Here is a 16,499-nt window from a genome sequence, read left to right on the forward strand (position 1 = left end):
TACATTATGACTTTTATGAATATATGTGCTCAATTATTACACTTTTATCTTTAACGAAGCAGAGCTTCGGGGAATATATCCCATAGAGATTCAAGTTCTGAAAAAATCTTATCACAGTTTACCCGATCTTCCATGGAGTCACCGGACGCCATTGTCCCCCCCGCGAGTGGAAGATAAACAGTTCCATCAGAAACGGTAACTGCGAAGTTCGCGTTTTTGCTGCGAAGCGAGTGACGTTTGGTATTTGATATATCTTCTGGGCGCAGGCCATCATGTTTTGCGTGGAGGATCAACTCCGGCCAATTCCTGTGCAAAATCTCAACAAGCTGAGTATTTACCCATAGATATTCCTCGTTGTGAGACAGCGCCTGAATAACGAAAACATCTGATTCTGCTATTACGCAAAATAATAGTTGATCGCTTCCCTCTGTGCGGAAATGCAGATGTTGTATTCCCCAAGAGTTGAGCAAGGCGTCATTTTTATCAGGGCGCTTCTTTTTGAGAATATCACGGCTAAGATATGGTTTAAGATCGCCTCCAGGCTTGATGAGAGCCACAATTTTTTCATAGTCTGGACTATATTCATATGGTACCGATAGCTCTCGCGACTCATGAACGATCCTGGGCTTCATTGCCGGAATGCGTCTATACGCATTAAGATAAAGCATAGTGTTTTCTACAGGCGTGCGTCTATCCTTGTATTTGAGACCGCAGGCTGGAAAACCGTTAGTTCGCAGGTATCCGACCCAATCATTCTTGAAATCCGCATCGATCTGGTCCGGAGCAGCATTTGCGTCGAACTCCTCGCTAGCAAAGTCATCAACCATTGGGATGAAATTGTCTGAAAAGCGAAAATAAAAACCCTCTTCTTGACTACGAGCAGCAATATTTCCCATTACAGCCGCAGAAGCATAAGGGTTTGCATTGGAGTGGATCACGAAAGTTCTTTTGAAACCCTTTATCTTGGATAGAAATTCTTCGCTCATTTTCGCTCCCTTCTCCACGATGTAGTGTTGCTGATCGGCTTTGAGCCAACATTGTTTAGCTTGATCCGCCTAAACTGCGTATCTCTGAATCACAACCAATATAAGACACAATCGAATAACCACTCAGAATGCAGCTAATGTCGAGCAAAAGCAATCACCCCGCCTTGTGCCGGGCTATCGCCTCCAGAAATGGCGTGGCGTAGCGGGCGAGTTTTACTTCGCCGATGCCGCTGATGGCGAGCATCTCTTCGGGGGTTGAGGGTTGGAGGTCGCTCAGTTCGACGAGGGTTTTGTCTGAAAAGATGACATACGGCGGCACGCCCTGCTCGTCGGCCAGACGCTTGCGGAGCGTCCGGAGTTGCTCGAAAAGCTGCTTGTCGGCCTCCGAGAGCGCGTCGAGACCTCCGCGCACGGCGGCGGCAGTTTTACCCTTCTTCTCCTTGATCCTGACCATCTCGACCCGCTCTTCGCCCCGGAGAATCCTCGCGCCGCCTTCGAGCAGGTAGAGCATCGGATACAGCCCCTCGGAGCGGCCAACCGCTTTGCGGGCGATGAGGTCGTCGATGAGCCGACGCCAGAACTTCTTGTCGTGGCCCTTGCCGATGCCATAGACCTTGAGGCGGTCGTGGCCAAACTCCATGATCTTCTGGTTCTTGCTGCCAAGCAGAATATCGACCAGATGGGTCGCGCCGAAGCGGGAGTCGGTGCGGACGATGGTGGAGAGCACCATCTGCGCCTGGCGCGTGCAGTCGGTCACTTCGTGCAGCCCCTGGCAGACGTCGCAGGTGCCGCAGTTCTCGACCGGCAGCGCTTCGTCGAAATGTTCGAGCAGCATCCGGCGGCGGCACACCGTGGAGGAGGCGAACGCGACCACCTTCGAGAGCGCGTCGAGCGCCCGGCAGCGCTCCTGTTCGTCCTGCATCGCGTCGATAAAGAAGCGCACCTTCGGAATGTCGGCGTGCGAAAAGAGCATGATGCAGCGGGCGTTTTCGCCGTCACGACCGGCGCGTCCGGTCTCCTGGTAGTAGCTCTCGACGCTTTTGGGCAGATCGGCGTGGATGACGAAGCGCACGTTCGATTTGTCGATGCCCATGCCGAAGGCCACCGTGGCCACGATGATTTCGACCTCGTCGCGGATGAACGCCTCCTGGTTCCGCTTCCGCTCGGTGTCGCCGAGGCCCGCGTGGTACGGCAGGGCGCGAATGCCGCGTTTTTGCAGCATGGCCGCCGTGTCGTTGACGCTCTTGCGGCTGGTGCGGTAAATGATGCCCGACTGGCCCGCGAATCCTTGCAGAAGCGACACGAGCTGCGCTTCGCCCGGCTCCTTGAAGCGCACTTCGTAGAACAGATTGGGCCGGTCGAACGAGGCGCGCAACATGAACGGATCGCGCAGACGGAGCCGCTCGACGATGTCCTGCTGCACCTTCCGGGTAGCCGTGGCCGTGAAGGCCGCGACCGGCACGTCGGGCAGCAGCTCGACCAGCGAGGAGAGCGAGAGGTAGTCGGGGCGGAAGTCGTGGCCCCACTCGGAGATGCAGTGCGCCTCGTCGATGACCGCCATGCTGATGCGGCAGCCCGTGAGCAGCTCGCGGAACTGGTCGAGCGCGAAGCGTTCCGGCGCGACGTAGAGCAGGTCGAGATCAGCGCTCTGGAGTGAGCGGAGCACGGCGGACTGGTCGGCGAAGTCGAGGGAGCTGTTCAGGAACGCCGCCCGAATGCCGTTGGCTCGGGCCGCATCAACCTGGTCTTTCATGAGGGAGATGAGCGGGCTGACCACCAGCGCCGTGCCCGGCATGAGCACCGCCGGAAGCTGGTAGCAGAGCGACTTGCCGCCGCCGGTCGGCATCACCGCGAACACGTCCCGACCGGCCATGAGCGCCCGGACGATCTGTTCCTGGTTGGGCCTGAAGGAGCTGAATCCGAAAATCCGGTGCAGCGGTCGATCAAGCGATCCTGCGCCGGATGAGGGGTAAGGGGCGTTCATGCTCGCGGCTCAGGAGTGCGCCATGTGCCTGATGGCTGACTCAACCTCATGACGCCCCGGTTTCTTCGTTTCAGGGGACTGCTCCAGAGAGGCCTTTTCAATCGGGGCAAGCAGTTCAGGCGCAATCGTGATCTGTACACCCTGCATGATGCTGTCGAAATAGACCACGAGACGCTCTTCGCGCCCCTCTTTTTTGACCACGCCCTCCATGTCCTTGAAGGGGCCGGCCAGCACCCGAACCCTCTTGCCCACGGGAATCGAGACCACCGTCTCGCCAATCGCGTCGGGTTCGTGAGCGAGGCGCTTCAGCCAGTCGATGTCGCGCTCGGAAATCACCGACGGCGTCTTGCCGATACCGATGAACTTCACCACGCCGTCGGTTTCGAGCACGTGCACATGCTCTTTGTGATAGTTGATATGCACGAAAACGTAGCCTCTGATAAGCGGCTCTTCGACCCTTTTTTTCCGGTCACTCCACTGCCTGAGCGTTTCAATTAAAGGGAGAAAACTGGAGAGTCCCTTTTCAAGCAGATACTGGTGCACTTTTTTCTCGTAGCGGGAGCGAACGTAAACGGCATACCAGCAACCGTTTTTTTTCTCTTCATTGGTCATCGCAAAAAAATCGAATAATTGCATTCACCTGAAATATACGCTTTTAAACCGCTTTCCCCTCGGCTTGGCGATGCAAGTAAATACTTAAAATACACCTATATACTCAACTTAACTTAAATATAAAAAACTTTAAAAAACGGCATAATCAAGAGACGCAACCATTCTCGCCCTCATGGGCACGGAAAAACGACGGGTGCATCACTTGACCGACCTCATAAATCGCATACCGGTACCGTACACGATTTGACCGATCATCTCCCGCAACGCCATCGATGAAGCGGCCATCCCGTTAGCATCGGGCACAAAATCGGGCAGCGTCGTCCGGCTCTTCATATCTGTCGCCCTGAAATCGACCGGGTAGGGTTCGACCTCGAAACCCGCGGCTTTGAAAAGCATGAGCGCGCGTGGCATATGAAAAGCGCTGGTCACCAGAATGATCCGCTTCGGCTTGCCGCTCACCGAGCCGAGGAGCGAGGCCGTGGCGACCGCCTCACCGGCGGTGTTGACGACCGTCGAGGTCAGGCGGATGCTTCCGGCAGGCACACCGCGCAATCGCGCCCTTGCGGCCAGAAGTTCGGCCTCGGGCACGCAGTCAGGATCCCAGGGCATCTGACCTCCCGTGAAAACGAGCACCGGAGCCTTGCCCGCCCTGAAGAGGTCAATCCCGCCTTCGAAACGGTCAGCCGCCTCGCCGAATTCACCGAGCGGCGCGCCGTCGAGTTGCTGAAGCATTCCGCTCAAAACGACAATGGCACCGGCTTTCCGAACCTGCTCGACCGGAATGCGGTGGTAAGGCATCTCGATGCGACGCATCAGCTCCTGGCCGACAACCGGCAGGCTTAACACCCACAGCAGTACGAGGGAAATCCAGACGAGGGAACGGCGCTTGAACAGCAGGCCCGCAATGGCAAGCAAGAGGCAGATGCCCGGCGGCAACACCAGCAACGGCAGCAGTTTACTCAGTATCAGCATGGGGTTATTGATCGTTGGGCGAATGGCTGGAAACCGGCGTCACGTCACCGTAAAGATAGCAAGAACAAGCGAAATACTCCGTCCCGATCAACTCTTTCCGGGCGACGGCGCCGACGAGGCGGCAATTTTCTGCCGGTACTCGACAAGAATGGGCAGATCAGCCTCCGGAAAATCGAATGCGTCCGCCTCGCCGATTTCGATCCATCGCAGCTCCTCGTGCTCACCGGCATCCGGCACGCCGGCAGCAATGCGGCAACGAAACGCAATCAGCCGAAGCGACCGGTCGGAGTAGCTGTGCTCGACCGGAGTGAGGCGATCGAGAATCTCCACCCGAACACCGAGTTCCTCCAGAAGCTCCCGGTCAAGCGCTTCGGCCTCCGATTCGCCAGCCTCCACCTTACCGCCGGGGAATTCCCATTTCCGCGCAAGATGCTTGCCCGCAGGCCGCCGGGCTATGAGGAACCGGCCATCACGCTCGATGATGGCGCAAACAACGTCGCCGATATACATGAAAATTGAGAAATAATTGGCAACTGACAATACCGGCGCGACCTGAATGGGCGCCCCTGACTTGAACTGCGAGAATGTACAACGCTCTCAACGATATTCTGGTACCCCGGCATTCAAGCCCGCTCAAAAGGCACTCAATACCATCGGATAACGACCAGACGCCTCACAAAGCCAGACCCCCGGTTTGAACACGTTTTCATCACGCTGAACCGCTTTCATTATAAGCTTTATTACTCTTATTTTCTTTGATACAGATTCTTGCACTCCCCAACCCGCCATCAAGGAGACCCATCCGATGAAGCACTCTTTCGCCCGCCTGAAAAGCCTGATGCTGCTTTTCCTGTTCTCCCAACTGTTTGCCGCCTGCGCCTCTCGGCAGAGCATCGTCGATCACGACGCGCTGAAGCAGCAATACCGCGCGGCGGTCGCCGATGCAGCCGTTGCCGAGCCATCGGAAATATCGAGAAATCTTGTAGCCATCGTGCCGTCGAACGAGCGGCTCATCTGGAAAAACCGCAACGACTCGCTGAATACGCGAGTGCTCGTCGTAACCTGGACGAACTATAACGGCTACGACGACAAGGTCGGCCAACCGGTCACGGTGTCGCGGGAAATCTGGGTGACGACGGTGCCGGAGGTGAAAAACTTCTGCAAACAGCACGAGCCGCAAAGCTCGTTGCGGCTCGAACAGCTTCTCGGCCTGCCGCCAAACAACGGCAAAACCAGGTTCGTCGAAATGTGGGTCAGGCCCGCCGACCTGTACCGCCCAAGCGCAGACCCTGAAATAACTGACAGCGAAGCTGAAACCGATTTCCGAACGCCCAACAAATTCATCGAAGTGAGCGACGAGTTCAAAAAATGGTACAACGACTTGAAAGCGCAATCCTACGGAGAGAACGGCTACCCGTGGACAAGACTCGGCTACACCTACGACTGGGGCAAAGAAAAGAACCACGTCGGCATGAGCGAATTCGTCATCCTCCCCAACTCGACGGTAGAGATCAATTCGGTTTCATCGACCGGGGAGTATGAGAAAAGCAATTGAAATATCAGAGCACCGCTAAACATAGTCCCGAATGGTTTCGGGATTCGATGGTGCCTGAAACTCGTACTGGCAGGCCAACCTGCCGGTTTTGTATGACAGGGATTCGTCATCGCGAATCCCGACAGGTCGGGCTGTTCCTCGAAATGACAAAAAACCTGGGACTGTTTTCCACTGACACAACACAACCTTGAAGGCTCTTCTCAAAAAGGCAGCATCGCGTCAAGCGAATCAGAAAACAGGCCTCTTCACCGCGTCAAATCCCGGTAAAACACAACTTCATCGGCAACATTGTTCTCGATGTCGCTGTCTTCGTCCGGCTTGTAGGAGGTTCCATTCTGTTTGATGACGCGCAGGGTAAAGAGGCGTTTGGCGTTGCCCGGCACATTGACGGACGCCCAGCCGCCGAAATCCGGTATCTGGTAAACGGCGTTGACCTGTATCGACGCGCCCGCCTTGAGATTGTTGAACAACCGGGAGACAAGAATGTCCGACACACCCGTTTTTGCGTAGGAGTACTGCGGAGCGTAACTCAGGTTCATAATCAGCTCGGCCACGGACGCTGTCTTGCAACTGCTTTTACCCGGATTCGTTATCGTACCGGTAATGCTGAGCCTGCCGTTGTCGCCCCTGGTCACGGAGAGATGTGCTTCCAGGTCAGCCGCCAGCTTGACTTTCGGATACTTGTAGATACTCAACGGAGCCTTGTTTGGTACGGCCTGGTACGTTTCACGCGCATGGGCGGTTCCGTTCATCATCAACAAGGCCAAACCGCACGAAATGGCCGTGACGATTGATTGGGCAGGTTTCATCATTGATCTCCGAAACTGAATTGAGTGAGCGCTTTGCTCAAGGTATCGATTTTTCAATGAATTCACCCGGCCCGATTGGGCGCTGACGCGCTCTTCAGCAACACAAAACAGCGCTCGCGGAGCGGCGGAAGGCGAGGTAGATTTTTCGCCAGATCAGTCCGATCAGTCGGATTGGACTGATCGCAAAAGAGGTACGTGCAGGCACAAAAAAAAGGCAAGCCCTCGTACTGACGGACCTGCCTAACTGGTTGTAACCTGTGGAGATGGCGGGACTTGAACCCGCGTCCAGAACACTGCTCGATGCAGTCACCACACTCATCTCTGGTGATTAAGTTTTCGTGGTACGATTACACCGCCAGCAGCGTTCGTCCCCTTATCCCTCACAAATATTCATACGCCCCAGTGGGCCTGAACGTATGAAGCTTACTTGCGCGAACCCGTAGGCTCAAGCGCGGGTTATGCCATCCAGCGCCTTCAGAGTAAGCGCATTCACCGCTGGACGATGGCGTCTGTGTTAACTTTTGTTAATCAGGCAGCCATTGCATACGAATAATCGTCTGCATCTATTTGGTACATAGACTTCTTTAACGAGTCCATCCATGCTGAAACTCGGAGTGCAACGACATCTTACACCTATCCTGTCGATAGCCTGTCATCCCCAGTAAATCAAAGAACATTTGTCATCAGGAGTAGATACGATTTTCTCCTGTCATTGTCAACAATTGTTTACGGTGCAGAGTTCCAAAAAGCAAAGTTTAGGAGTCGAAAAACAAACAAATGAGGCTGACACGCAGGTCAGCCCCTGCGGTAGATGGAGTGAAATGCTTTCAGTTCATCCCCGGAAGTTCTGGCGAGTTGGCGACGTAGCAGTACTCGCCGCCTTTGGAGCGCACGGTACGGCTCCACAGGCGCTCGTATTCGTCGGTGAACACCAGCTCGCTCCTTGCTTCGGCGGTGTACCACGATCCCTCCTCGAACTCCTCTTCGAGCTGTCCTGCGCCCCATCCGGCATAACCGAGAAAAAAGCGCACCTCGGCGGGCTTGATGACGCCGGTGTTGATGAGGTAGCTGAGCTGCTCCTTGTCGCCTCCCCAGAAAAGCCCCGGAATCACCTCGACGGCCCCATCGACCACGTCGCCCCGCGTGTGCAGAAAATGCACCGTATCGACCTGCACCGGGCCGCCCATGTGCAATGGCTCTTCGATCTCGTCGAATCCGCTGATGGCTTCGCACACCTTGAACTCCATCGGCTTGTTCAGAATGAAACCGATCGACCCCTCATCGTTGTGCTCGCATATGAGAAGCACCGTCCGCTTGAAATTGGATTCGAGCAGATTTGCCGAAGCCAAGAGGAGCTTGCCCGGCTTGAGTATTTCAAATTCGTTTGTCATGTGTCACGTTTTTTGCTGCAACCAGTCGAGCACCTCGGCAGCGTGCGTTTCGGGTTTGACTTTTGGCCACACCTTCTCGATAGCGCCCTGTTCATCAATCAGATACGTAACCCGGTTCGTCCCCATATACTCCCGTCCCATGAACTTTTTCAATCCCCAGACGCCATACGCCTCGACGATTTTTTTCTCGTCATCGACCAAGAGCGTGAACGGCAGCTCGTACTTGTCGGCGAATTTACGGTGGGCTTTCTGACCATCGACGCTCACGCCGAGCACTACGGCATCTGTCTTTTGAAAGTTAGGCAAATTGTCACGAAAAGCACAAGCCTCCCTGGTGCAACCCGGCGTGTCATCCTTGGGATAGAAGTAGAGAACGACCTTGCGTCCGGTAAAATCGCGAAGGGAAACTTCATTGCCATCCTGATCTTTCGCGGTAAAATCCGGGGCTTTCTGACCCACCTGCAATAGTGCCATGATGTTTCGTTTATAGTTACATTTTCATTGAGTTTTCAGCATCGGGGAATCGTTTCCCCCCGCAAAAAGTTTCCCGGATTTTTCAAAGCGCCAAAGCAGGATCGCCTATCTTCGAGAAATTATTTGAACGCAGTTCCTGTTCTTGCCGATAAAGCCGGGCGGCGGCATGGTGCTTCCGCTTTGAAACGAAACCGATACCCGATATTTCCGGCATGAAGCCTTTTGCATTTTGCCCGCATTGCGCAACGCCACTGAACGGCGCTTTCATCGATGGCCGCGACCGGATGAACTGCCCGCAATGCGGATGGATACACTACATCAATCCCTTGCCGGTCGCCGTCGCCCTGACGGTCAACCGGCACAACGAGCTGCTCGTCATCCGGCGGGCGCACGAACCGGCCTATAACGAATGGGCGTTGCCCGGCGGATTTCTTGAAGCGGGCGAACGGCCCGAAGAGGGGTGCCTGCGCGAGCTGTTCGAGGAGACCTCGCTGGAGGGCGAAATCAACGGGCTGATCGGGGTGTGGCACCTCGAATCGGCGCTGTACGGCTCGCTGATGGCGGTGGCGTATCGCGTAATTGCGGCGCATGAGCGCATCGCGATCAACCACGAGGTGTTCGAGGCGGGCTTCTACAGCCCGAACAATCTCCCGCCGGTTCGGATTCCGCTGCACCGCCAGATCATCGCAGAGAGTCGCTGGCCGGAGCGCGACCTGTCGCTCACGCTTTGACGGCCGACGGAGAGGGGATCACCGCGCCCTGAAGCTGATAGGCCTTGAGGTCGAAGAACGGCAGCACGGCCAGGATGTGATCCATGATGTCCGACTGCGCCGCTTCGTATTCCGCCCAATCCTTCGTTTTGGTGAAGCAGTAAATTTCGCACGGCAACCCGAAGGCATCTGGTTGCAAATACCGGATCATAATCATCATATCGGTATTGATTTTTGCCAGGCTGTGCACGTAGGCCTGAAGATAGGCACGAAAAGTGCCAAGGTTGGTGAGGCGGCGGCCATTGACCGGCGAGCTTTCATCGGCGCCAACCGCCCGGTTGTGGTTGGCAACCTCCTGAAGGCGCTCTCGCATGTAGGATTTCAGAAGCTGGGCGCTCTCCATTTTTTTCATGAGATCGTCGTCGAGAAACCGGATGCTCTGCATGTCGATATTGAAGGCGCGCTTGATGCGCCGCCCGCCGGACTCCTGCATTCCCCGCCAGTTTTTGAACCCCTCCGAAATGAGCGTGTAGGCCGGCAGCACCACAATGGTCTTGTCGAAATTCTGCACCGAGACGGTCACGAGCGAAATGTCGATCACATCGCCATCCGCGCCGTATTTGGGCATCGTGATCCAGTCGCCGATGCGCACCAGGTCGTTGCTCGAAAGCTGCACGCCCGCCACCAGGCCGAGGATCGAGTCCTTGAAAATAAGCAGCAGCACCGCCGTGAACGCGCCGATGCCGCTGATGAACACCACCGGCGACCGGCCGAGCAATCGGGAGATCACGATCACCGCGCCGATCAAAACCACGACCGTCTTGAGTACCTGCACAATGCTTTTGACCGGCAGCTTCTTGCCGACCGGGTGGCCCGAATAGAACTGGTAGAGAACATCGAGTACGGAGAGCGCCAAGAGAATGACCACGACTGCGAAATAGATGACCAGGCTGTCGTTGACCATCGGCACCGCGCCGGGGTAAAACTTCAGAACCGGAGCGGCCATCCGGTAGGCGAGCAACGGCGGCACCAGCCGGGCAATCCAGTCGAACACGCCGTGGCTCACCATGAGGTCATCGAGGTTGGTTGCCGTCCGGCTGGCGAACTGGTGGATGAAGCGCAGCAGTACCTTTTTGGTGATGACCTCGACAATACCGATAAGCACGACGGCGGCGAGCACGGCAAGCAACGTGGCCACCGGCATGGCGATCGCGTGGTCGATTTTGAAGGATTCGATGTAGCGCAGAAGAGAGTCGAGCATGACGGCAGGATTGGAGATTAGCGGAATTCAGCAGAAGGCGCGTTCTTGCATAGCCTGTATGGCTATGTACAAAAAAATGGGGATTAACCGAAACCGCCGCGCAAGCCGCGCCTCAGGCTTCGGCGACAGGAATCGTAACCGTAAAGGTCGAGCCTCGATTGATCCGGGAGCGCACCTCAACCTTGCCTTTATGCGCGAGCACGATGTGCTTCACGATGGAAAGGCCGAGACCGGTGCCGCCAAGCTCGCGGGAACGCGCCTTGTCAACCCGGTAGAAGCGCTCGAAAATCCGGTCGAGATCGGCCTGCGGAATGCCGATGCCGTTGTCGGCGACCTCGATGCTGACGCCGTCGCCGGTGGTGTAGGCGCTGACTCTGACGCGCCCCCGGTTTTCATCGACGTACTTGATGGCGTTGTCGATGAGATTACGCATGATGATGTCGAAGTAGTTCTTGTCGGCATAGACTGGCGGCAAGCCGTCGGGCGCGTTCAGCTCGATGCGCACCCCCTTGCGCGAGGCGGCGGGCTCGAACAGCGCCACCGTTTTTTCGAGCTGCGGCCTGACATTGAGAGGCTCGAAGGTGTAGAGTATTTTGCCCGATTCGATGCGCGACAGATCGAGCACGTCGTTAACCAGCGCGGTGAGCTGCTCGCTCTCCTGCAGGATGATGTTCAGAAACGCCGTGGCGTTTTCGGGATCGTTGACCGCCCCTTCGAGCAGGGTTTCGGTGTAGCCCCGGATGCTCGCCAGCGGCGTACGCAGCTCGTGCGACACGCTGGAGACGAAATCGCGACGGGTGCGCTCCAGGTTGCGCAGGCGGGTGACGTCGTTGATGACCAGCACCGTCCCGTCGAACTGCGAGCCGCTCATCACCGGCACGGCGGTCACCTTGAGGATGCGCTTGCCTTTGGAGGTCGAAGCTGTCAGTTCTTCGTTGTAAACCCCGCTCTGGCGACGGTGTACCCGCTCGAATAGCTCCCGCATTCCCGGATCCTCGATATGGGTGACCGGTATCGAGCGCTTACGGGCGGCTTCGATCATGAAAAGCCGCGACGCGGCAGGGTTGGCCAGCACAATTTCGCCCGAGGCGTTGGTGACGATAATGGCTTCGCGAATGCTCGAAAGCACCTCCCGGAGCCACTCCTCCTTGCGGGTCAGCCGCACGATCTCTTCGGAAAGGTAGTTGAACGCCCGCGCCAGCCGTCCGATTTCGTCCTCGCGCTTAACCGGAATCTTCACCTCCTTCTCGCCGTGCAGAAAGCGGTCGGCGGCGCTGGCGATCCTGACGAGCGGGCGGGAGAGAAACATCGCCGACAAGGCCCCAGCTACCAGGGCGAGCAGGAGCGCCCAGTAGAGGCCGCCCTCAATGCCGCGGTCGATCTGCGCCTCGACGGCGGTGATGTCGTGCATCGGCTTGGCCAGCCGGAGCACCGCCCACGGCACCGGCTGGCCGACCGGCATGGCCATGTAGAGCATGTTTTCGCGCACGGAAACACTGAAGCGCCTCGCCTCTCCGAGGCGTCCGGAGAGCGCCTCCCGGACCTCCTCGCGGTTGCGGTGATTCTCAAGCTTGCCGAATTTGTCAGCCGGAACGTAGGAGTCTCCGATCACCCTGCCATCGAGACCGATCAGAGTGAGCCGCACATCGAGCGTCTTGCCAATGCGGTCGGCCCACTGGTCGGAGAGCGCCGGATCGTCCCAGCCCGAAGGGCGGCTCTCCAGCATTCCGGCCAGGAGGCGGAGGTCATGAAGCAGGCTTGTCCGGACGTTCTGGGAAAGCACCTTGCGGAGCTGACGTCCCTGATAAACGTAGCTGAAAGCAAGCGAAAAAAAGATGATCAGCCCGAAAACCAGACCGAGTCTGAATGAGAGCTTAGCCTTCACCGGACTCCTCTCCGTTTTCGTCGAACTTGTAGCCGAGGCCGCGCACGGTCTTGATGAAGCGCCCGGCGTCGCCGAGCTTTTCGCGGAGGCGGGTGACGTGCGTGTCGATGGTGCGGGTGTTGATGCTCTTGTCCACGTCCCACACGTCGCTCAGAAGCACCTCGCGGGTCTGCGCCTGCCCCTTGCGCTTCATCAAAAGCGCCAGCAGCTTGAACTCCATGAGGGTGAGCACCAGCGGACGACCGTCGAGCGTGGCGGCGTGGCGACCAATGTCGATTTCGATGCCGCCCGAACGGAGCACCTCCTGCACGTTGCTGCGGTTGCGCCGGTCGCGCTTGAGAATGGCGCGAATTCTGAGATTCAGCTCGCGGGGGCTGAAGGGCTTCACGACATAGTCGTCGATGCCAAGCTCGAAGCCGAACACCTTGTCGATCTCCTCCCCCTTGGCGGTCAGCATCACGATGGGCAGGTCGCTGTACTGCACATCCTGGCGAATCCGGCGGCACACCTCGAAGCCGTCGATGCCGGGCAGCATAATATCGAGCAGCACCAGGCTCACGGCATGACGTTTCAGCTCGTCGAGCGCCTCCTCGCCGGTGGCCGCGTGAACGCAGGCGTAGCCAGCCTTTTCGAGGTTATACTTCAACAGTCCGGCAAGGTTCCGGTCATCTTCGACGATCAGTATGGAGGGTTCAGCCATGCTTGTTCAATTGTGTTCATTTCAGGCGATTTTCCAGCAGGCCGCACGATGGCCCGGTTCATGTTCGAGAAGCGGCGGCTGCTCCCGGCGGCAGTGGTCGTCCGACAGCGGGCAGCGTCCGGCGAAGCGGCATCCATCCGGCAGGCGCGTGGCGCTCGGCACGTTGCCCTCGATCACGTTCAGCCGCTCCTTTTTGGCGCCGAGGCGAGGAATCGACTTGAGCAGCCCCTGCGTGTAGGGGTGGAGCGGGTTTTCGAAAATGTGCCGCACCGCGCCGCTCTCGGCGATGCGCGAAGCGTACATCACGACGACCTCCTCGCAGAGTTCGGCCACCACGCCGAAGTCGTGGGTGATGAGCATCACGCTCATGCCGCGCTCCTGGCGCAGCCTGCCGATGAGTTCGAGGATCTGAGCCTGCACGGTCACGTCGAGCGCCGTTGTCGGCTCATCGGCAATGAGCAGCTCCGGCCCGCACGAGAGCGCCATCGCAATCATCACTCGCTGGCGCATTCCACCCGACAGCTCGTGGGGATAGGAGGAGATGCGTTCGGCGGGATTCGGAATGCCGACCAGGTTCAGCAGCTCGACCGCCTGCCGCCGCGCTTCCGACTTGCTCACGTTGCGGTGGTTGAGAATCTGCTCCATGATCTGGTCGCCGCAGGTGAAGACCGGATTGAGCGAACTCATCGGTTCCTGAAAGATCATGGCGATCTCGTTGCCGCGAATCTTGCGCATCTCGGCTTCCGATGCCTTGACGATGCTGCGCCCTTTCCAGAGGATGTCGCCCCCGGCGAAGTAGCCCGGCGGCATCGGCACGAGGCGCATGATCGAAAGCGCCGTCACCGACTTGCCGCACCCCGACTCGCCGACAATGCCGATAATGCGGTTCGGGGCGAGCGAAAAGCTCACGCCATCGACAGCCTTGGCGATACCGCTATCGGTGCGGTACCAGGTTTTCAGATCCTTGAGTTCGAGAATATGCTCCATAAATAATAACCATGCGCCCGCGCCCATCGGCGGAAAGCGCAACTTTGATGAAGGTGAATGTACGACAGAGAACCCTGACTCACGCGGCCCCAACAGCCCGCGACAATGCAATTTGCACAATTTTCACAAAGTATGGGGAGGGAAAGTTGAGGGGGCCGGACATCGATCTGACTGATCGGGCGGATCGGACAAACGGCACGTGTGAGACAACCGAACCGTCGCACCACTCCGTATGCGAGCGGCCACAAGAGCCGCCCCTACATCACCATCTCGGATTTATCATTGCCTTGCAGGAGGCTGCCTTAACAGGCCGGGAACGCCGAGCGCCTGCTCGGCAATGGAGCCGAAGGCTCCACATATTTTGGTTTCAACGTCATTGATATATTACGAAGAAACGTTAATCTGAGGTAAAATTGCTTATTAACAAAAAAAGATGCCGAGCAGGCGCTCGGCGCTCCCAGGGAAAACAAGAGTATGAAAAACGACACGAACAGAGATGAATTGCAGGCTTTTATTGACGAGCAGAAGGCGTCAAGTCCCGGTTTTGCCGAAGGGTTCGATGAAGGATACAGAAATTTCCGCATCGGCGTGATGCTCAAGCAGGCAAGGCTTAATGCGGGAATGTCGCAGGTCGAAGTCGCCCAAAAGCTGAAAACCCACAAATCAGCGATTTCACGAATCGAGAACCACGCAGAAGATGTAAAGCTTTCAACGTTATCAAGCTACGCCGAAGCGCTCGGCAAAAAGCTTGAGATTTTGATTAGCTGAAATTCTGATGGATTCTGGTAAATCGAGTATGGTTGCGATTGAGGTTAGAACATTTTTCGACAATTCTTCTAATAGATTTCTGAACTTGACAGACTTTCGTAATCGAGATTCTGTGAGAAAAACTCACCTTCATCAATAGCGCTTTTAATGATTAGCTCTATCCACTCAGGAACTTTAATTTCTAATTCTCTTCTTAGTCCCGTCCAATCCAGAGACGCCAAAGAACCATTCAATTCGTCAGTAGACCACATAAGTTTTTCAATGCCTGAATGAAAACCATATTCTTGGACGCCACTTAACTTAGTAAAAAATACATCCCATACAGCATCTTCTCTAACCTCGTCATCAATATATTGTTCGTCAGCATAAAGGTCTGTATTTTGAAAAAACGGTGTATTTCCAAGATCTTTAACGACAGCCAAAATAAAACGATATGAGCTTTTCCACGACCCACAATTATCCATATATCGACGAACCAGTGATGCATGTGTGAGAGACCTTCTACCATCTATTCCTCCAGATATTGCCTGAAGAAATATCCATGCTGGTTTTGCTTTGTGATATTGCGCCAACCCCTGATTAATTGGATCGTACTGATTGTTTGTCCAAGCAAATTTCTCGCTATACTGAAGTTTATCGACTGGTTTATGCTCAACAAGATCGGCCATTCCCGAAAAGCCCGCGAATTCCCCAGCATGTTCTCTTAACCCTTCATCCACTACAAATCGTGGCAAATCTTTACGATGTAAATACTTACACGTTGTTCGATCAGGATCGGAGATCACAGAATCATGCTTTACACAAAAGCCAGGACCTCTACCAATAAGCGGACTCTGTCCGCAATCATGGATGCAGTTTCTGCACGAAAATAGCTCCTCCACCATTACTCCCTTTTAAAATACTTTTGGATATTTTTAAACGCCCAAGTGATCATATCTTTTTTTTCAACACCGGTCACGTCGAACGACCATTGCAACACACCTTCCTTGCGTCGCCTGGCATATCGCTGAGCCTGGATTGCTCGTGCGCGTTCTTCCTTTTGAGAACTGTTAGCAGCATCTCGCAATGCGGACATGAGATCAGAATGCTGTACCAATGCGTGCCCATCACTGTTGATCTCTGGCTGTAATGCTTGATACAATACTGGGCCAAAATCCCGGATTTTTTCCGGTGATAAAGAAACACTTGTGAGTTGCGTCCTTTTTCCCCTCGCACGGACTATATGCTCTGAAAAAGAGCAATCTTTCGACAAATCAGGTGCCGTTACACCGTCAGCCTGATCTTTACGGAAATAATCAGCACTCATGTTCTCTTCTATTTCTTTTTTTCTCTGCGTAAGTTGCTGTTACTAAATTCTTAGACTCGCGTCGAATAATCCACCCAACCCGGAAAACGCAGACAAAAT

General features: G+C 55.8%; 17 protein-coding genes and 1 other RNA gene. 3 read left to right on the forward strand and 15 right to left on the reverse strand.

Annotated features, from left to right (window positions below; genetic code table 11):
* Positions 1 to 50: 50 nt before the first annotated feature.
* The 5 genes from EST62_RS07960 to EST62_RS07980 all read right to left on the reverse strand — a co-directional run bounded on the left by EST62_RS07960 (position 51) and on the right by EST62_RS07980 (position 5,064).
* Positions 51 to 1,004, reverse strand: a complete 954-nt coding sequence (locus tag EST62_RS07960; RefSeq protein WP_129051573.1) for a hypothetical protein — start codon at positions 1,002 to 1,004, stop codon at positions 51 to 53.
* A 136-nt stretch (positions 1,005 to 1,140) separates the two neighbouring features.
* Complete coding sequence (recQ, locus tag EST62_RS07965; protein WP_129051574.1) at positions 1,141 to 2,970, reverse strand: DNA helicase RecQ; 1,830 nt, start codon at positions 2,968 to 2,970, stop codon at positions 1,141 to 1,143.
* Positions 2,971 to 2,979: 9 nt separating this feature from the next.
* Positions 2,980 to 3,582 (reverse strand): UpxY family transcription antiterminator, encoded by a 603-nt coding sequence (locus EST62_RS07970; protein ID WP_129051575.1) that lies wholly within the window; start codon positions 3,580 to 3,582, stop codon positions 2,980 to 2,982.
* Positions 3,583 to 3,780: 198 nt separating this feature from the next.
* On the reverse strand, positions 3,781 to 4,554 hold the full coding sequence (locus EST62_RS07975; protein WP_129051576.1) for a YdcF family protein: 774 nt from the start codon (positions 4,552 to 4,554) through the stop codon (positions 3,781 to 3,783).
* An 87-nt stretch (positions 4,555 to 4,641) separates the two neighbouring features.
* Entirely contained in the window at positions 4,642 to 5,064 is a 423-nt protein-coding gene (locus EST62_RS07980; protein WP_129051577.1) for a (deoxy)nucleoside triphosphate pyrophosphohydrolase, read from the reverse strand.
* A gap of 295 nt (positions 5,065 to 5,359) precedes the next feature.
* Between EST62_RS07980 and EST62_RS07985 the strand changes: the two genes are divergently transcribed.
* The gene (locus tag EST62_RS07985; RefSeq protein WP_129051578.1) at positions 5,360 to 6,109 is read left to right on the forward strand and encodes a hypothetical protein; all 750 of its coding nucleotides are present in this window, start codon (positions 5,360 to 5,362) and stop codon (positions 6,107 to 6,109) included.
* A gap of 245 nt (positions 6,110 to 6,354) precedes the next feature.
* Here EST62_RS07985 and EST62_RS07990 read toward each other — a convergent pair whose 3' ends face one another.
* From EST62_RS07990 to bcp, 4 genes are all read right to left on the reverse strand, one after another.
* Positions 6,355 to 6,921 (reverse strand): hypothetical protein, encoded by a 567-nt coding sequence (locus EST62_RS07990; RefSeq protein ID WP_129051579.1) that lies wholly within the window; start codon positions 6,919 to 6,921, stop codon positions 6,355 to 6,357.
* Between the two features lie 252 nt (positions 6,922 to 7,173).
* Positions 7,174 to 7,578: a transfer-messenger RNA gene (gene ssrA / locus EST62_RS07995) on the reverse strand.
* 167 nt (positions 7,579 to 7,745) lie between these two features.
* Positions 7,746 to 8,309, reverse strand: coding sequence for a YqgE/AlgH family protein (locus EST62_RS08000; protein ID WP_129051580.1), 564 nt, complete (start codon positions 8,307 to 8,309; stop codon positions 7,746 to 7,748).
* A 3-nt stretch (positions 8,310 to 8,312) separates the two neighbouring features.
* Entirely contained in the window at positions 8,313 to 8,783 is a 471-nt protein-coding gene (gene bcp, locus EST62_RS08005) for a thioredoxin-dependent thiol peroxidase (protein ID WP_129051581.1), read from the reverse strand.
* Positions 8,784 to 8,995: 212 nt separating this feature from the next.
* On the opposite strand from bcp, the gene EST62_RS08010 reads away from it, so the two are divergent.
* A complete protein-coding gene (locus tag EST62_RS08010; RefSeq protein ID WP_129051582.1) occupies positions 8,996 to 9,514 on the forward strand; it encodes an NUDIX domain-containing protein in 519 nt (172 codons plus the stop codon).
* On the opposite strand, the gene EST62_RS08015 is transcribed toward EST62_RS08010, so the two are convergent.
* The 4 genes from EST62_RS08015 to EST62_RS08035 all read right to left on the reverse strand — a co-directional run bounded on the left by EST62_RS08015 (position 9,504) and on the right by EST62_RS08035 (position 14,326).
* Positions 9,504 to 10,754 carry a mechanosensitive ion channel family protein gene (locus tag EST62_RS08015; protein WP_129051583.1) on the reverse strand — a complete coding sequence of 417 codons (1,251 nt, stop codon included), beginning with the start codon at positions 10,752 to 10,754 and terminating at the stop codon, positions 9,504 to 9,506. The two genes, EST62_RS08010 and EST62_RS08015, sit on opposite strands and share 11 nt — an antisense overlap.
* A gap of 112 nt (positions 10,755 to 10,866) precedes the next feature.
* A complete protein-coding gene (locus tag EST62_RS08020; protein WP_167599253.1) occupies positions 10,867 to 12,639 on the reverse strand; it encodes an ATP-binding protein in 1,773 nt (590 codons plus the stop codon).
* The gene (locus EST62_RS08030) at positions 12,629 to 13,339 is read right to left on the reverse strand and encodes a response regulator transcription factor (RefSeq protein ID WP_129051585.1); all 711 of its coding nucleotides are present in this window, start codon (positions 13,337 to 13,339) and stop codon (positions 12,629 to 12,631) included. Before EST62_RS08030 ends, EST62_RS08020 begins: the two co-directional genes overlap by 11 nt.
* A gap of 21 nt (positions 13,340 to 13,360) precedes the next feature.
* Positions 13,361 to 14,326 (reverse strand): ABC transporter ATP-binding protein, encoded by a 966-nt coding sequence (locus EST62_RS08035; RefSeq protein ID WP_129051586.1) that lies wholly within the window; start codon positions 14,324 to 14,326, stop codon positions 13,361 to 13,363.
* Positions 14,327 to 14,800: 474 nt separating this feature from the next.
* On the opposite strand from EST62_RS08035, the gene EST62_RS08040 reads away from it, so the two are divergent.
* Entirely contained in the window at positions 14,801 to 15,094 is a 294-nt protein-coding gene (locus EST62_RS08040; RefSeq protein ID WP_129051587.1) for a helix-turn-helix domain-containing protein, read from the forward strand.
* A gap of 68 nt (positions 15,095 to 15,162) precedes the next feature.
* Here EST62_RS08040 and EST62_RS08045 read toward each other — a convergent pair whose 3' ends face one another.
* The gene (locus EST62_RS08045; RefSeq protein WP_167599254.1) at positions 15,163 to 15,828 is read right to left on the reverse strand and encodes a hypothetical protein; all 666 of its coding nucleotides are present in this window, start codon (positions 15,826 to 15,828) and stop codon (positions 15,163 to 15,165) included.
* Positions 15,829 to 15,977: 149 nt separating this feature from the next.
* Complete coding sequence (locus EST62_RS08050) at positions 15,978 to 16,400, reverse strand: hypothetical protein (RefSeq protein WP_129051589.1); 423 nt, start codon at positions 16,398 to 16,400, stop codon at positions 15,978 to 15,980.
* Positions 16,401 to 16,499 lie beyond the last annotated feature (99 nt).

Origin of the sequence: Chlorobaculum sp. 24CR (assembly GCF_004118635.1) — a bacterium.
Lineage (GTDB): Bacteria > Bacteroidota > Chlorobiia > Chlorobiales > Chlorobiaceae > Chlorobaculum.

What these genes read in the sequence shown, in the direction of transcription:
- EST62_RS07980 (WP_129051577.1), bottom strand. Translation starts at nt 5,064, where the DNA reads ATGTATATCGGCGACGTTGTTTGCGCCATCATCGAGCGTGATGGCCGG.
- EST62_RS08050 (WP_129051589.1), bottom strand. Translation starts at nt 16,400, where the DNA reads ATGAGTGCTGATTATTTCCGTAAAGATCAGGCTGACGGTGTAACGGCA.
- recQ (WP_129051574.1), bottom strand. Translation starts at nt 2,970, where the DNA reads ATGAACGCCCCTTACCCCTCATCCGGCGCAGGATCGCTTGATCGACCG.
- EST62_RS08015 (WP_129051583.1), bottom strand. Translation starts at nt 10,754, where the DNA reads ATGCTCGACTCTCTTCTGCGCTACATCGAATCCTTCAAAATCGACCAC.
- EST62_RS08000 (WP_129051580.1), bottom strand. Translation starts at nt 8,309, where the DNA reads ATGACAAACGAATTTGAAATACTCAAGCCGGGCAAGCTCCTCTTGGCT.
- EST62_RS08035 (WP_129051586.1), bottom strand. Translation starts at nt 14,326, where the DNA reads ATGGAGCATATTCTCGAACTCAAGGATCTGAAAACCTGGTACCGCACC.
- EST62_RS07970 (WP_129051575.1), bottom strand. Translation starts at nt 3,582, where the DNA reads ATGACCAATGAAGAGAAAAAAAACGGTTGCTGGTATGCCGTTTACGTT.
- EST62_RS08010 (WP_129051582.1), top strand. Translation starts at nt 8,996, where the DNA reads ATGAAGCCTTTTGCATTTTGCCCGCATTGCGCAACGCCACTGAACGGC.
- EST62_RS08040 (WP_129051587.1), top strand. Translation starts at nt 14,801, where the DNA reads ATGAAAAACGACACGAACAGAGATGAATTGCAGGCTTTTATTGACGAG.
- EST62_RS08030 (WP_129051585.1), bottom strand. Translation starts at nt 13,339, where the DNA reads ATGGCTGAACCCTCCATACTGATCGTCGAAGATGACCGGAACCTTGCC.
- EST62_RS07985 (WP_129051578.1), top strand. Translation starts at nt 5,360, where the DNA reads ATGAAGCACTCTTTCGCCCGCCTGAAAAGCCTGATGCTGCTTTTCCTG.
- EST62_RS07990 (WP_129051579.1), bottom strand. Translation starts at nt 6,921, where the DNA reads ATGATGAAACCTGCCCAATCAATCGTCACGGCCATTTCGTGCGGTTTG.
- bcp (WP_129051581.1), bottom strand. Translation starts at nt 8,783, where the DNA reads ATGGCACTATTGCAGGTGGGTCAGAAAGCCCCGGATTTTACCGCGAAA.
- EST62_RS07975 (WP_129051576.1), bottom strand. Translation starts at nt 4,554, where the DNA reads ATGCTGATACTGAGTAAACTGCTGCCGTTGCTGGTGTTGCCGCCGGGC.